The organism is Arthrobacter sp. EpRS71 (genome assembly GCF_001512285.1).
GTDB lineage: Bacteria > Actinomycetota > Actinomycetes > Actinomycetales > Micrococcaceae > Arthrobacter.
The window spans coordinates 50,033-63,747 of the sequence record NZ_LNUV01000005.1; the positions used below are offsets into that span (position 1 = coordinate 50,033).

The following is a 13,715-nucleotide window of genomic DNA, read 5'->3' on the forward strand; positions in this document are numbered from 1 at the left end:
GGCGTTCCCTTGAATCCTTGGCCTATCTAGTGCCCGGCCTCGTACCAGCTGGAACCAACGCCAATCTGGACATCGAGAGGGACTGACAGTTCAGCGGCGGAGCCCATCTGTTCGATGACGAGCTTCTCCACGGCCTCCCGCTCCCCCGGGGCAACTTCGAGAACAAGTTCGTCGTGGACTTGAAGCAGCATGCGTGATGTGAGGCCTTGGCTTGCGAGCTCTGCAGCGACGCCCAGCATGGCCCGCTTGATGAGGTCCGCGGCCGAGCCCTGGATGGGCGAGTTGAGGGCGATGCGTTCGGCCGCTTCGCGCGCCTGACGGTTGGTGCTGGTCAGGTCCGGGAGGTACCGACGTCGACCCTCGATGGTTGCCGTGTAACCGTCCGTCCGGGCCTGATCCACGACGCCGCGCAGGTAGTCACGCACGCCGCCAAAGCGGTCGAAGTAGTCCTTCATCAGCGTTCGGGCCTCATCCACGGAGATCTCCAACTGCTTGGACAGTCCGAAGGACGTGAGGCCATAGGCGAGACCGTAGGACATCGCCTTGACCTTGGAGCGCATGGCGCTGGTGACTTCGGCTGGCTCAACGTTGAAGATCCGTGAGCCGACGAAGCGGTGGAGGTCCTCGCCATCACGGTAGGCCTGAATGAGGGCCTCATCCCCGGACAGGTGCGCCATGATGCGCATTTCAATCTGGGAGTAGTCGGCTGACAACAAGCACTCGTAGCCTTCGCTGACCACGAAAATACCGCGGACACGACGACCTTCCTCGCTGCGGACCGGGATGTTCTGCAGGTTGGGGTTGTTGGACGAGATGCGGCCCGTGGCTGCAATGTTCTGCGCATACGTGGTGTGGATACGCGCGTCATCGGCAACAGACTTCTTGAGGGTTTCAACCATCTGAGCCAGTTTGGACGACTCCCGGTGCGCCATGAGCTGGACCAGGAATTCGTGTCCGGTCTTCTCCAGCAGGCCCTTCAGGGACGCGGCGTCGGTGGTGTAGCCCGACTTGATCTTCTTGGTCTTCGGCAGGCCGAGTTCCTCGAAAAGGACTGTCTGCAACTGCTTGGGCGAACCGAGGTTTACCTCGTGCCCGATCGCCGCGAAAGCCTGCTCCTGGGCGTTCTCAATCACCTTGGTGAGGTCCGCGAGCTGCTCGTCCATGCGGTCCGTGGACACAAAGATGCCAGTCAGTTCCATCTGCGCCAGCACCCGTGCCACCGGAAGTTCGAGCGTCGTCAACAGGGCGTCGGCCTTGATGTCGGCAAGTTCCGTTTCGAAGTGCTTGCTGAGGGCATGCACGACGGCGGCGTGCTGGACGAGCGCTGCTGCGGCAGCCTGGTCTGTTTCACCCGAGAGGTCGAGCTCCAGCTGCCCGGACTGTGCAGCGGCCGTGGCTAGTGAGATCTTCAAGTGCACTTGGGCGAGTTCGGCGAGATCGTAGCTTCGGCGGTCCGGCTGGATCAGGTAGCCGGAGATGGAGGTGTCATCCACCACGCCTTCCAAGCCGAGGCCACGGTTGTGAAGAGCCTTCAGGGCCGACTTGAACTCGTGCAGCACCTTGGCTTCCTCGGGGTCCTTGAGCCACCGGTCCAAGACCGACTCAGCTGCAGCGTCCAGCCCCGTCAGTTCGATGTACGCTGCTCCGTTGCTCCGGACAACAGCCAGGGCACTCGCGTCATCACCGATGCGCCCCGGGACAAGCTGCACTGCCAACGCCGAACGCACCCCTGCACCGGCTGCGAAGAACGACTCAAGATCAGCGGCATCCTTGAGGACAGAATATTCCGGGGCATCGATGGTGTCCGGGGCTTCTCCGGCGGTGTCGTCACCGTAGAGGTCGAACAGGCGCGTGCGGAGCGTCCGGAACTCCAGTTCCTCGAAAAGATCCTCGATCGCCTGGCGATCCGGACGTGGCTCATGCAAATCAGCCAAGGTGAGGGGAAGGTCAAGGTCCGTCAACAGCCGGTTGAGCCTGCGGTTGCGCTTGACGTTCTCAATATTCTCTTTCAGGGCCCCGCCCACCTTGCCGCCGATGGAGTCAAGGTTCTCCAGAATGCCTTCAAGGCCTCCGTAGAGATTGATCCACTTGGCAGCAGTCTTGGGGCCAACGCCTGGAACGCCGGGCAGGTTGTCCGCAGTTTCGCCTACGAGGGCGGCGAGGTCCGAATACAAACCGGGCTTGACGAAGTACTTCTCCTCGATGGCCGCAGCGTCCATCCTGGGAATGTTGCTCACGCCCTGCTTGGGGTACAGCACAAAGACGTTGTCATTAATCAGCTGGAACGCGTCCCGGTCGCCGGAGACAAGAAGGACTTCGAAGCCTGCAGCGTCACCCTGTGCTGCCAGCGTGGCCAGGACATCGTCAGCTTCATATCCGGGCATGGCAATGGTCCTGATACCCCATGCTTCCATGACCTTGGCTATGAGGCCGATCTGGCCCGCAAACTCCGCAGGCGTGGCATTCCTGCCGCCCTTGTATTCGCTGTACTCCGCCTTGCGGAACGTGGTGTCATCCGAGACGTCAAAAGCCACGGCAACGTGGGTGGGCTTCTGGTCCTTGATCAGGTTGATCAGCATGGAGGTGAACCCATGCACGGCGTTGGTGTACTGGCCCCTGGCGGTCGAGAAATTCTCTGCGGGCAGGGCATAGAAAGCCCTGAACGCCATGGAGTGGCCGTCCAGGACCAGCAGCCTGGGCCGGCCCTCCCCCGCGGCGCTGATCGACGTTGAAGCAGAAGGGGTGGGTGCTGTAGCGATGGCAGCAGCTTGGGCCGTTGGAACCTGGTCCGGTTTGGTTGTTTCACTCACAGGTGCCAGCCTAGTTGGCATGATGGACAATTTCACGCCGAACCGGTTTATCGACGAGCTCAAGGAAGCAGGTATTCCTGAAGAGTTCCACGATTGGCTCTCAGCGCATGGCGTTGGTGCCCTCGTGGTGAAACTGGGTATCCGGTTCACCGAAATGAGCGCGGAGCGCACAGTGGCCACCATGCCGGTGGAAGGAAATACGCAAGTGGCGGGCATCCTCCACGGCGGCGCCCATGTTGTCCTCGCCGAGACCTTGGGGTCGTTCGCTGCATCGCTCCACGCCGGGCGGGGCCGCCACGCCGTAGGTATAGAGGTGGGCGCGACACATCACCGTTCGGTGGCCAGCGGCACCGTGACCGGCACCTGCACGGCCATCCATCTGGGTGGAACCCTGGCAACTCACGAGATTGTTATCACCGATGACAAAGGCCGCCGGCTATCAACTGCCAGGATCACCAACATGATCCGGGATAACCGTCACTGAAGCCGGTAGTGCAGTTCAGCTGCGGCCCCTCCAAGGATCTTGGAGGAAACCAACTCAAGCGGCGCCGTCGGGCCATCAAGCGGCAGCAGCCGCTTGCCTGCGCCCAGCACCACAGGAATGATGGTGACGATCATCTCGTGGAGTAGGCCGGCATTGGCGAACTGCGCCACGAGGTGCCCTCCACCCACCAGCCAGACGTTCCTGTCTCCTGCGTCCTTGAGTAAGTCCGGTGCGAACTCGCGGACGTCGCCACGGACAAAAGTGATATCCGATCCGGCCGGCGCCGAGTACTCATGGTGGGTGAAGACCCAGCACGGAGTGTCCGGATACGGCCATGCGCCGGGCTCGTGCTCCATGAGCCAGCGATAGGTGTCGCCGCCCATGGCGATGCATCCGACGCCTGCCATGAAAGATTCGATGCTTTCGTTGACGCCCTCCACGTGGTCGAACTGAAGGAGCCAGCCAAGGTCGTCGTCAGGTGAGGCTATGAAGCCATCAATGGTTGAAGCAACGTAGTACTGGAAAATCGACATGGCCCCAGCCTAGGACAGTGTTGCCGGCACAGGACAGTATCGCCGGCACAGGACAGTGACCCGGGCTGGGACACCCCGGGACCCATCAGGGGCGCGGAGGACTTGGTTCATTGGCAGGTGACGGGGTGCTGCCGAGGACGGCGGAGTCGTCGTAGAAGAACGTCACCGTTCCGGCAACCTCCGCGGTGTCCGTGATGGAGATGCGGATGGACTTCCTTCCATCAGCCGGAGGCATCCGCAGATACAACGTTTGGTAGTCCCCTCCCCCGGCAACAATGTCCGGAACAGTGGAAACGCCATCCATCAGGATGTCTCCCACCCGCACGTAGTATCCGTCCAAGCGAACAATGGTGCCCCCTGACGCGGGGCCCGAAGCGCGGGGCATGCCAACGACTGCTCGCAGATCCTCGTCCACCACGGTCAGCCCCAGCAATTGCCGGGGGCACGCTTCTCCGGGCCCGGGTTCCGCTGTGAAGATCCTGCCGGGATTGCTGCGGTACTGCGACACCAGCAATGCCGATGTGGCCGCCACACGGAACTCAAGGCATTGCTTTTGGGGAATGCGTGGAGTCCTGGCTACGGCGACGGATGCTTCCTGCCAGTGGTCGTCGTCGCCGGTCTGAAGGGCCTGGCAGACGGCGGCCCCGGCCTGCCAGACGGCAGCGTCTGCGGCCCCTTCGACGCTCTGAGCCAGAGCGTCGCATTGGAACTGCTGCAGCATGAGGTACCGCTGGCCTGAGACGGGATCATCTGCAGCGATGGGACCCGAGGGAACCCAACTCACAATGATCGGGTCCTGCGGGGGCGCCACTGCAGTCTCCCGGGGCTCCGGAGAGCGCACGGGTTGGCTGCCGCTGGTGGGACTATCTGTCGGTTCGACGGCGGTGGGTTGGGCAGGTGCGGTAGGGGCTTGCGGGGTGGCTGCCGGTGTTGAGGTGGTTTGCGGTGGGTCGGCCGGCGGTGAATCTGCCTGTTCCGCGGTGGCCGTCGGGGACGTGGAGGCCGCCGGGGACGCGGCGGACGTCTGGTCGGCCGGAAGGCCGTCCGTTTCAGGAGGAATGCAGGCCGAAAGACTCAGCACCACAGCAGGAACCAGCGCCAGTAGGACGAGTTGGTTCCGGAGAAGGAACGTCATGACGGCCCCGTATCTGCCGGATCAGATTAACGCAGCTATGTGTATAACCACACTGCTGATTATTCTCCCCGGAAGACCTGACGGCCAGAAGGACGCTACTTTCCGAAGTAGGGCACGATCAAGTAGATGCCAAAGAGGACTGCGGCTGCGCAGACAGCAAAGCAGACATAGGCCAAGGAGCGCACCAGAACGGGTGACTTCTGCTGGGCATCACCAGCAATGGCCGTGAGGCGAACTCCCAACGAATAGAGCACCACCAAGGTCACTGCGGCCACGAGGGTTACTCCGGCCACCTGCAGCAATTCCAACCATTTCATCGCTGCACATCCTCGCTGGGGGTGGTCTTTCGGGATTTCTTCTTCTTGCGGAACCGCACGGCGTGGCCGGCTTCTTCAACTTCGACGGCGTTGTGGTGGCCAACGTGCGACTTGCGGGACACCACGAACATGAACAGGACCGCGGCAGTGCCCACCACTGCGGCGATGATGACACCTACGACGCCGATGCTCACCAGGAGGGCCGTCAGGGCGCCGACAATGGCCGAGGCCGGCAGCGTGAACAACCAACCCAGTGCGATCTTGCCGGCCGTTCCCCAGCGAACAGATGTTCCCTTGCGGCCCAGGCCCGAGCCGATGACCGAGCCGGAGGCGACCTGCGTGGTGGAGAGGGCAAAGCCCAAGTGGGATGAGGCGAGGATGGCCGAGGCGGTGCTGGTCTCAGCCGAGAAACCCTGCGCCGGCTTGACCTCGGTGAGGCCTGAGCCCATGGTGCGGATGATGCGCCAGCCGCCTGCGTAAGTACCGATGGCGATGGCGAAAGCACAAGCTGCGATAACCCAGAACTGCGGGCCGCTGCCCGGAGCCTGCGTCCCGCCGGCAATGAGAACCAGGGTAATGATGCCCATGGTTTTCTGGGCGTCATTCGTTCCGTGCGCGAGGGCCACCAGACTTGACGTGAAAATCTGTCCGGTGCGGAAGCCGCCACGTTTCTGCGTGAGTTTGTCGCCTGTTTCGGGATCGTGCCGCGAGGTCAGGGCGTAGGCGAGGCGGGTACAGATGTACGCCACGAGACCAGCAATGAGCGGTGCGAAGATGGCTGGCAGGATCACCTTCTGCAGCACTGTCTCGAAGTTGATGGAGTGGAAGCCGATGCCCACCACTGCGGCGCCGATGAGGCCACCAAACAGGGCATGCGATGAACTTGACGGCAGGCCTTTGAGCCAGGTGATCATGTTCCAGAGAACAGCCCCCATGAGGCCGGCAAAAATGATGTCCGGCGTGATGTGGATACCGTCTGACCCTTCCCGGATCAGGCCACCGGAGATGGTCTTGGCCACTTCCGTGGACAGGAATGCGCCGACGAGGTTGAGTACGGCCGCAAGGGCGACAGCTGTCTTGGGCTTGATCGCCCCCGTTGCGATGGGCGTAGCCATCGCGTTGGCAGTGTCGTGAAACCCGTTGGTGAAGTCAAAGAATAGGGCCAACGCTATTACCAGCGCGACCATGAAGGTGATATCCACCTGTTGCCCAATCTGCAGAGTCGACGACGTTCAGCAGTTTCACTTCCCCATACCTGCCATCCACAGCATAGTTCAGCAAGTGTTCAACTGACTCGGCTTGCGATATTCACTCCGGCGGGCTTGAAACCTTAAGAATCCTACGTGCCTTCCGGTGAGCGGACAAACGTGCCGGGGCTCCGGTTCACCCCAGATAAGCCCTGACGGCCGCGAGGTCGTGACGGGAAAGACCTTTGCGGGGATCCGGTGAGATGCAAAGCACACGGTCTTGTTGGTATTCGGCCCAGGATCGGGCGTCTGACTCCTGGCTGAGTTGATCGTCGAGCCAAATGATCCGCTCGCTGCCGGCACTGGCCAGATCCTTTTGGAGGGCCACCAACTTCCACCATTCAGGGCCCTCGTCCCAGCCCAGGCTGGAGAGCACCGGCCAGTCTTGTCCGTTCAGGCCAATGGCGGGGCAGAGAAACTCCGGCGCGAGGCCTTCCCATGTGGTCAACCAGACAAACCGGGCATCGGGGTGACGGGCAAGGTCGTTGAGTTCGGACACCGCCTCGGGAGCAAAAGCGACATCGAGGATTCCGGCGTCAGCAAAGGTCCACTCACTGCCCCAGTCGGTGGTTCCGGTGGGGCTGAAGGGATTCACCACGCCGTCGACGTCGAGATAAACGGACACCGGCGCGACGGTGATCTTGCTGGAATTCATGGACACTCCCCCCTTGAGTTTCAAGCCTACGCGACAACTTTGCCGGTCAGCGGATTCCGAAATTCACCGAGAATCAATCTCTTGACGTGCGTCAGGTAAGTGATATTCTCGGAGCATGGAAAAGCCCACAGTCCATTCCGCCCAAAGCGTCCGCGACATCGAAGACACCGTCCGCACCGATTTTCGGCATGCGATGTCTTACGGCGGGTATCTGGACCTTGACCGCCTGCTCAGCTCCCAGCACCCCCTTAGTGAACCGGAACACCACGATGAGTTGCTGTTCATCATCCAGCACCAGACCAGTGAGCTCTGGTTGAAGCTGGTCCTGCATGAATTGCTGGAAGCCAGGCGGCTTTTCGACGCCGACAACCTGGGCAAGGCACTCAAGTGCATCGCCCGAGTCAAGGCCATTCAACGAACCATGACCGAGCAGTGGTCCGTCCTCGGAACTCTGACACCCCGCGAATACGCCCAGTTCCGCGGCTTCCTGGGGAGCTCGTCAGGCTTCCAGTCGTATCAATACCGCGGCGTGGAATTTCTGTTGGGCAACAAGAACCGTGGGATGCTGCGCGTCTTTGAAAGCGAACCCGAAGCACACACGTTGCTCAGCACGCTCCTGGAGGAGCCCACGTTGTACGACGCGTTCCTCAAAGTCCTGGCCCGGGCCGGGTATGACATCCCTGCCGACATTCTGGACAGGGATACGAGCGAGCCGTGGACTTTCCGGAAAGACCTCGTGCCCATCTTCCAGAAGATCTACGAATCGGACGATACCCCTTGGGGCCTCTACGAGGCCTGCGAGGACCTGGTGGATATTGAGGACAACTTCCAAGCCTGGCGGTTCCGTCACCTCAGGACAGTCCAGCGCACCATCGGCTTCAAGGTAGGTACCGGAGGGTCCTCGGGAGTGGACTTCCTGAAGCGGGCCTTGGACCTCACGTTCTTCCCCGAGCTCTATGCCGTCCGTACCGAGATCGGCAACTAACAGCACGCCCGGCACCCGCCGCCCACGACTTCCGAAGGAGAAACCATGACCACAGCACAGCAGACCCAGAAGCCGACGTCGGCCGAGTTGGATGCCGCAGACCCCCTCGCTACCCAACGTGATGCTTTCTACGCACCCGACGCTGATCAGCTCGTCTCATATTTGGATGGCAACTCTCTTGGCCGCCCGCTGAAGGTCACGTCAGAGAATCTGGCGTCCTTCGTTCACGATGCCTGGGGAAGCCGTCTCATCCGTGGGTGGGACGAGCGGTGGATGGACGAGCCCACCACGGTGGGAGACCGGATCGGTGAAGTGGCCTTGGGGGCCGCTCCGGGACAGACCACAGTGGGTGACTCCACCTCGGTGATGCTTTACAAGATGATCCGCGCAGCGGTGGATGCCCAGCCGGGCCGCGACGAAATCATCATTGACCGCGACAACTTTCCTACGGACCGGTTCATCATTGAGGGCATCGCCAAGGAGCGCGGCGCCAGCATTAAGTGGATCGCTGCGAACCCTGCCAGCGGTGTAATTGCCGAAGACCTGGATGGCTTGCTGGGTGAGCGGACGGCCGTGGTGGTCCTCAGCCACGTGGCTTACCGTTCAGGGTTCCTGGCCGACGCCCAAGGAATTACCGCCAAGGTGCATCAGGCCGGTGCACTGATGCTGTGGGACCTGTGCCATTCCGTAGGTTCAGTGCCCATGGAACTTGACGAGTGGGGCGTGGACCTTGCCGTTGGTTGCACGTACAAATACCTCAACGGAGGGCCGGGCTCGCCCGCTTTCGCCTACGTCAACGCCTCGCAGCAGGCACGTTTGCAGCAGCCCATTTGGGGTTGGATGGGTGCGGATAACCCGTTCGGAATGACGGACTCGTACAAGCCAGCGCAGGGCATACGCAGGTTCATCACCGGAACACCTCCGGTGCTGGCCATGCAGCCGATGAAGGACATGCTGGAACTGATTGCGTCAGTGGGAATGGATGCCGTGCGCGAGAAATCCATCAAGCTCACCGAATACGCGATCGCCCTGTCCGAGCAGTACCTGGTGCCCCTTGGCGCGGAAATCGTGAGTCCCCGGAATCCTGCGGAGCGCGGCTCACACATCACCGTGGACCACCCGCTCTTTGCCGACGTCACGTCCAAGCTCTGGGAGAAGGGTGTCATCCCGGACTTCCGTCCCCCGCACGGCCTTCGCATTGGCCTGTCACCCCTGAGCACAAGCTATGCCGAGGTTGAGCTGGGAGTCATGGCCATCCGCGACATCCTCTCTGAACTGCTGTGAGCTGAAAATGAGTGCTGTCCTTGATGACATGGACTCCCGCCCCGGGAGTACAACGTCATTGCTTCGCACCGTCATCGGCCTGTATCTGCGCGATGCCGGGGGCTGGATGTCCACCAAGGACATCGTGACCCTCATGGAAGCCCTGGGCACATCCGGAACAGTAACCCGGACTGCCCTGGGCCGGCTCCGCAAAAAAGACGTGGTGCTGCAGGAATCCCGGGATGGCGTGCCCGGGTTCACGCTGACCGACGGCGCCGCAACCATGCTGGCTCGCGGCGACCGAAGGATCTACAACCCGCGGAGTATGTCCGAATCTGACCCGTGGTGTCTGGTTTCCTTCTCCATCCCGGAGACGGAACGCGAGAAACGGCATCAGTTGCGTCGCAGGCTCCACTGGATTGGTTGCGGCACGGTGGCCGCCGGACTGTGGATCTGCCCCGATTCGCTGCGCGAAGAGGTGGAGGAGATTCTCGCAGATCTGGAGCTGCGGGACATGGCCACCATCTTCATCACGGAAACTCCGCTGGTGGGCGGCAGCCTTCGGGACGCTGCGTCCAAGTGGTGGGACTTGGACGCGGTAGCTGAATTGCACCGGGATTTTGTCCGTGAGCACGGGACAGCCAAGAGAAACGGGGCGGAGAGTAGAACCAGCGCGGATGTTCCGCTGCACGCCGGACACTCTGTGGAGCCTTCTCCTGAGGCCTTCGCCGCCTACGTGCAGTGCATCGACCGGTGGCGGATCATCCCTTACCTCGACCCCGGCCTGCCGCCTGCATTCCTGCCTGCGGACTGGCCCGGTGCCGAAGGTACGGCCTTGTTCAGCCGGATAGTTGATGCATACGCGGAACCGAGCGGGAAGTTTGTGCGCAACACGCTGCAGGCTCTTGGCGCCTAGCTCCCGTTCCTGGCTGCGATACCCCGCCAGTAGGGTTCCCCGAGATCTTCGATGGGCGTTTTTGCAGTCTCACGGGAGAGGAAGGCAGCTACGCCTGCGATAACCATGCAGACGACGGCGAAGCAGGCTACGGGGAGCCAGCCGTCGCTGCCTTTGCCGAGGAGCAACCCGGCGATCAAAGGCGCGAATCCGGCAACCACCAGGCCCAGCTGGTTGCCCAATGCCATTCCGGAATAGCGGACAGGGGCAGCAAAGAGTTCAGCGAAATAGGCGGGCCAGATCCCGTTGAAGCAGGAGTAGAGCAGCGTCATGTTGACGAACGCCGCGGCGAAGACCAGGAAGATGTTGCCGGTGGACAATGCCCCGAAGTAAGCGAAGATTGTCACGGAGCAGCCGGTGGCCGCTGTCAGGAGCAGAGGCCGCCGGCCCACCCGGTCAGAGATCCTTGCGGTCAATGGCATCACCACCATGGACAGGCCGATTGCCACGGCGTTGACGGTGAGAATCGAGGCTTTGTCGAATCCCGCGGCACCTGTGGCGTAGGACAGGCCGAAGACTGTGAAGATGGTTTGCATGACCGACATGATGGACATGCCAACCACCCGGAGCACATCTGCCGACTGAAAGCGCAGGACCTCCCGGAGCGGCATGGGCGCAACTGACTTGCGCTCCTTTGCTCCCTCGAACACCGGTGTCTCGTCCAAGTGGGTCCGCACCCAGTAAGCGATGGCCAGGACCACGATGGAAAGCCAGAACGGTACACGCCAGCCCCAACTCATGAGTGCTTCAGTGGGAAGCGCGGCAACCGGAATGAAAACCAGCGTGGCCAGCACCATTCCTGAGGCGTACCCGGTCATGACAAAGCTGGTGAAGAATCCGCGACGACCCTCCGGAGAATGTTCCAAGGTCAGCGTGGAAGCCCCTGCCGATTCGGCACCGGCGGAAAAGCCTTGCGCCAAGCGTCCGACCACCAGCAGGATGGGTGCCCAGACGCCGATCTGGCTGTACGTGGGCAGGAAGCCAATGCCCAGGGAAGCAAGTCCCATGACGCTCAGCGTGATGAGCAGAATCTTCTTCCTGCCCAGTTTGTCGCCGAAATGACCCATCACCAGTCCACCCACGGGACGGGCGACGTAGGCCACCCCAAAGGTAGCGAAGGCACCTATCAGCCCCACAGCGGGGTCATCCGAGGGGAAGAAGAGCGGGCCGAACACCAAGGCAGCGGCGGAGCCGTAGATGAAGAAGTCGTAATACTCGAGGGTGCTCCCCAGGAAGGAGGCCAGGGCCGCTTTTCCGGGGGTCTTGCGCAGCGTTGGGGGCTGCTGGATGGTGCTTGACATGCGATTCTCCTTTGAATGGCGCAGGTTCGAAAGTTCCGAAGCTAAAGCAGAAAATCAACGGCAATGATCTGCTCGCTGTTGGGGAACGAGTACTTCTTGAGCGGTTCATGCAGCGGATGTGTGTTGTAGACATCAAGGTCTTCCACAGCATTGAAGTCGGCCACGATCGCGTAATCGAAAGAACGATCATGCTGCAGCACATCCACTCCATGCGTCAGGCTCAGAAGCCCTGGAATGTTGCCCTTCATCCGGTTCAAACCTTGGATCCATGCGGCCCTGTCCGCTGCCGGGAAGTCCGGCTTGAATTTGAAAAGCACCGCGTGGCGGATCATGCGCCGGCTCCGGATTCAGCACCGGTTCCGGCACCTGCGAAGACTGCAGGGTCGTAGTCGGCCGATTGTCCGGAAATCGTACGGCCTGCGAGGTACCCCATGGTCATGATGGGTCCCAGCGTGGCCCCGGCCCCCGGATAGCCGGCAGCGTAGGCATTCTCCGTGGTGTTTCCCGCGGCGAACAGCCCGGGAATTGCTTGCCCGTCCACATCCAGGACCCTGGCCGAACCATCGGTGGCAACTCCGCCATTACTGCCAAAGGCGCCGTTGACCACTTCCATGGCATAGAACGGTCCTGTCTGCAGCGGCCCGAGGGAAGGGTTGGGCCAAGGGCAGTCGTCGTCGCCCCAGTATTTGTCGTAGGCGCTTTCGCCCCGGCCAAAGTCAGGATCCTGACCTTTCACGGCGTATTCATTGAAGCGCTCGACCGTGGCCTGAAGGTTTTCCGCGGAGACCCCGATCTTCGCGGCGAGGTCTGTCAGGGTGGGAGCTTCCACGAGGTAGTCCGGCGTCGGTTGACCCGCCCGGTGAGCGAGCACACCGTAGCGTTCCAGGTAGCTGTGATCGAACACGACGTGAGCCGGTGTGTTCAACGTTTGGTTATGAGGCGAATCCCATGACTGCAGGCACCGCGCGAGGTCGTTGTAGTTCTGGGATTCGTTGGCGAAGCGGCGGCCATGGCGGTTCACCATGAGGGAGCCCGGACCTTGCCGCTCGAAACGGAGGAGGGTTCCAATGGGTTGCCCGTCCCTGGTGTCTCCGGTAATGGCCATCGGCGCCCACCAGGCTTCCCGGGTACCGCGGGTTTGGGCACCGAGTCGTTGGGCCATCTTCAGGCCATCGCCCGTATTCGATGGAGGCGAGCACATGATAAACAGCCTTGAAGCCAACAACGAGTCCGCCAATGACTTGTCCCATTCGAAACCACCCGTAGCGAGGACCACCCCGTCATTGGCGTGGAAAGTCTCGCCAGACTCGAGTTGGACGCCCACTACCCTGCCGCCGTCGTTCAGCAGCCGATGTCCGCGGGCACCAATCACCAACGCCGCGTCATCACGGACCAAGCTGGCCACAAGCATCGAAACCAGAGCCTGGCCCTTAGCCACAAGACCCTGCTCCTGGCGCTTGTTCAGCTCCTCCCAGGGGAACTTGGTAAAAGCGCCCCAGTTTTCATATTCCTGCATGGTGAAGGGCGCCCGGCCATCAGAGCGAACATGGACAGCGAGGTCACCGAGTGCTTCACGGATGTTGAACAGCTCGGGCTCCACCGTCCTGCCGCCTTCCACAGAGCCGGGAAGGTCCTGACGGTAATCCGGGAAGTTGTCCAGGAAGATGAAACGTACACCGCATTGGTCTTCGGTGAATCGCAGCATGGCGTCGCCGTAGTTCAGCGCGGCGTCCAACAGTTCTTCACGGCTCCGGCCCCGCGCCACGGCCCGAACATACTCGGCAGCCGCCTCCTTGGAGTCGCTGAGCCCCGCTTCGCGGGCATGGTGGTTGTCGGCCACCCAGAGCATGCCGCCGGACACGGCAGTCGTGCCGCCCAGCAGCTCGGTCTTTTCGAGCACGACGACGGACTTGCCGGCCCGCGCGGCCGTCGCCGCTGCCGTTAGTGCACCTGCGCCGGAACCGACAACTACGACATCGTAGGTATCTGTTGGTGTTCCGTTGATGAATTTCATGGTGGTACCTCTCGAC

At 61.6% G+C, this 13,715-nt stretch carries 13 protein-coding genes; 4 read left to right on the forward strand and 9 right to left on the reverse strand.

Features of this window, described 5'->3' with window-relative positions; genetic code table 11:
- Positions 1–26 precede the first annotated feature (26 nt).
- Positions 27–2,669 (reverse strand): DNA polymerase I, encoded by a 2,643-nt coding sequence (gene polA / locus AR689_RS09995; protein ID WP_062069744.1) that lies wholly within the window; start codon positions 2,667–2,669, stop codon positions 27–29.
- Between the two features lie 160 nt (positions 2,670–2,829).
- Here polA and AR689_RS10000 point away from each other — a divergent pair, with 160 nt between their 5' ends.
- Positions 2,830–3,294 carry a hotdog fold thioesterase gene (locus tag AR689_RS10000; protein ID WP_082697886.1) on the forward strand — a complete coding sequence of 155 codons (465 nt, stop codon included), beginning with the start codon at positions 2,830–2,832 and terminating at the stop codon, positions 3,292–3,294.
- Here the strand turns inward: AR689_RS10000 and AR689_RS10005 are convergent.
- The 5 genes from AR689_RS10005 to AR689_RS10025 form a co-directional block, all read right to left on the reverse strand.
- Positions 3,288–3,827 carry a dihydrofolate reductase family protein gene (locus AR689_RS10005; protein ID WP_062069748.1) on the reverse strand — a complete coding sequence of 180 codons (540 nt, stop codon included), beginning with the start codon at positions 3,825–3,827 and terminating at the stop codon, positions 3,288–3,290. The genes AR689_RS10000 and AR689_RS10005 overlap by 7 nt on opposite strands.
- An 85-nt stretch (positions 3,828–3,912) precedes the next feature.
- Positions 3,913–4,962 carry a hypothetical protein gene (locus tag AR689_RS10010; RefSeq protein WP_062069750.1) on the reverse strand — a complete coding sequence of 350 codons (1,050 nt, stop codon included), beginning with the start codon at positions 4,960–4,962 and terminating at the stop codon, positions 3,913–3,915.
- A 95-nt stretch (positions 4,963–5,057) separates the two neighbouring features.
- The gene (locus AR689_RS10015; RefSeq protein ID WP_062069752.1) at positions 5,058–5,279 is read right to left on the reverse strand and encodes a hypothetical protein; all 222 of its coding nucleotides are present in this window, start codon (positions 5,277–5,279) and stop codon (positions 5,058–5,060) included.
- Positions 5,276–6,481 (reverse strand): inorganic phosphate transporter, encoded by a 1,206-nt coding sequence (locus AR689_RS10020; RefSeq protein WP_062069754.1) that lies wholly within the window; start codon positions 6,479–6,481, stop codon positions 5,276–5,278. Before AR689_RS10020 ends, AR689_RS10015 begins: the two co-directional genes overlap by 4 nt.
- A gap of 181 nt (positions 6,482–6,662) precedes the next feature.
- A complete protein-coding gene (locus AR689_RS10025) occupies positions 6,663–7,181 on the reverse strand; it encodes an HAD domain-containing protein (protein ID WP_062069756.1) in 519 nt (172 codons plus the stop codon).
- Between the two features lie 115 nt (positions 7,182–7,296).
- On the opposite strand from AR689_RS10025, the gene kynA reads away from it, so the two are divergent.
- The 3 genes from kynA to AR689_RS10040 are packed head-to-tail and all read left to right on the forward strand — an operon-like array spanning position 7,297 to position 10,345.
- Positions 7,297–8,166, forward strand: a complete 870-nt coding sequence (kynA, locus tag AR689_RS10030; protein WP_062069758.1) for a tryptophan 2,3-dioxygenase — start codon at positions 7,297–7,299, stop codon at positions 8,164–8,166.
- Positions 8,167–8,211: 45 nt separating this feature from the next.
- The gene (kynU, locus tag AR689_RS10035) at positions 8,212–9,450 is read left to right on the forward strand and encodes a kynureninase (protein WP_062069760.1); all 1,239 of its coding nucleotides are present in this window, start codon (positions 8,212–8,214) and stop codon (positions 9,448–9,450) included.
- A 7-nt stretch (positions 9,451–9,457) separates the two neighbouring features.
- Positions 9,458–10,345 carry a PaaX family transcriptional regulator gene (locus AR689_RS10040; RefSeq protein WP_062069762.1) on the forward strand — a complete coding sequence of 296 codons (888 nt, stop codon included), beginning with the start codon at positions 9,458–9,460 and terminating at the stop codon, positions 10,343–10,345.
- Here AR689_RS10040 and AR689_RS10045 read toward each other — a convergent pair.
- Genes AR689_RS10045 through chcC1 form a run of 3 tightly spaced genes read right to left on the reverse strand, consistent with a single transcriptional unit; the run spans position 10,342 to position 13,699 of the window.
- On the reverse strand, positions 10,342–11,685 hold the full coding sequence (locus AR689_RS10045; protein ID WP_062069764.1) for an MFS transporter: 1,344 nt from the start codon (positions 11,683–11,685) through the stop codon (positions 10,342–10,344). The genes AR689_RS10040 and AR689_RS10045 overlap by 4 nt on opposite strands.
- Positions 11,686–11,726: 41 nt before the next feature.
- Positions 11,727–12,017, reverse strand: coding sequence for a Dabb family protein (locus AR689_RS10050; RefSeq protein ID WP_062069766.1), 291 nt, complete (start codon positions 12,015–12,017; stop codon positions 11,727–11,729).
- Positions 12,014–13,699, reverse strand: coding sequence for a 4-oxocyclohexanecarboxylate 2-dehydrogenase (chcC1, locus tag AR689_RS10055; RefSeq protein WP_062069768.1), 1,686 nt, complete (start codon positions 13,697–13,699; stop codon positions 12,014–12,016). Before chcC1 ends, AR689_RS10050 begins: the two co-directional genes overlap by 4 nt.
- Positions 13,700–13,715 lie beyond the last annotated feature (16 nt).

What these genes read in the sequence shown, in the direction of transcription:
- polA (WP_062069744.1), bottom strand. Translation starts at nt 2,669, where the DNA reads ATGGCGTTCAGGGCTTTCTATGCCCTGCCCGCAGAGAATTTCTCGACC.
- AR689_RS10000 (WP_082697886.1), top strand. Translation starts at nt 2,830, where the DNA reads ATGATGGACAATTTCACGCCGAACCGGTTTATCGACGAGCTCAAGGAA.
- AR689_RS10005 (WP_062069748.1), bottom strand. Translation starts at nt 3,827, where the DNA reads ATGTCGATTTTCCAGTACTACGTTGCTTCAACCATTGATGGCTTCATA.
- AR689_RS10010 (WP_062069750.1), bottom strand. Translation starts at nt 4,962, where the DNA reads ATGACGTTCCTTCTCCGGAACCAACTCGTCCTACTGGCGCTGGTTCCT.
- AR689_RS10015 (WP_062069752.1), bottom strand. Translation starts at nt 5,279, where the DNA reads ATGAAATGGTTGGAATTGCTGCAGGTGGCCGGAGTAACCCTCGTGGCC.
- AR689_RS10025 (WP_062069756.1), bottom strand. Translation starts at nt 7,181, where the DNA reads ATGAATTCCAGCAAGATCACCGTCGCGCCGGTGTCCGTTTATCTCGAC.
- kynA (WP_062069758.1), top strand. Translation starts at nt 7,297, where the DNA reads ATGGAAAAGCCCACAGTCCATTCCGCCCAAAGCGTCCGCGACATCGAA.
- kynU (WP_062069760.1), top strand. Translation starts at nt 8,212, where the DNA reads ATGACCACAGCACAGCAGACCCAGAAGCCGACGTCGGCCGAGTTGGAT.
- AR689_RS10040 (WP_062069762.1), top strand. Translation starts at nt 9,458, where the DNA reads ATGAGTGCTGTCCTTGATGACATGGACTCCCGCCCCGGGAGTACAACG.
- AR689_RS10045 (WP_062069764.1), bottom strand. Translation starts at nt 11,685, where the DNA reads ATGTCAAGCACCATCCAGCAGCCCCCAACGCTGCGCAAGACCCCCGGA.
- AR689_RS10050 (WP_062069766.1), bottom strand. Translation starts at nt 12,017, where the DNA reads ATGATCCGCCACGCGGTGCTTTTCAAATTCAAGCCGGACTTCCCGGCA.
- chcC1 (WP_062069768.1), bottom strand. Translation starts at nt 13,699, where the DNA reads ATGAAATTCATCAACGGAACACCAACAGATACCTACGATGTCGTAGTT.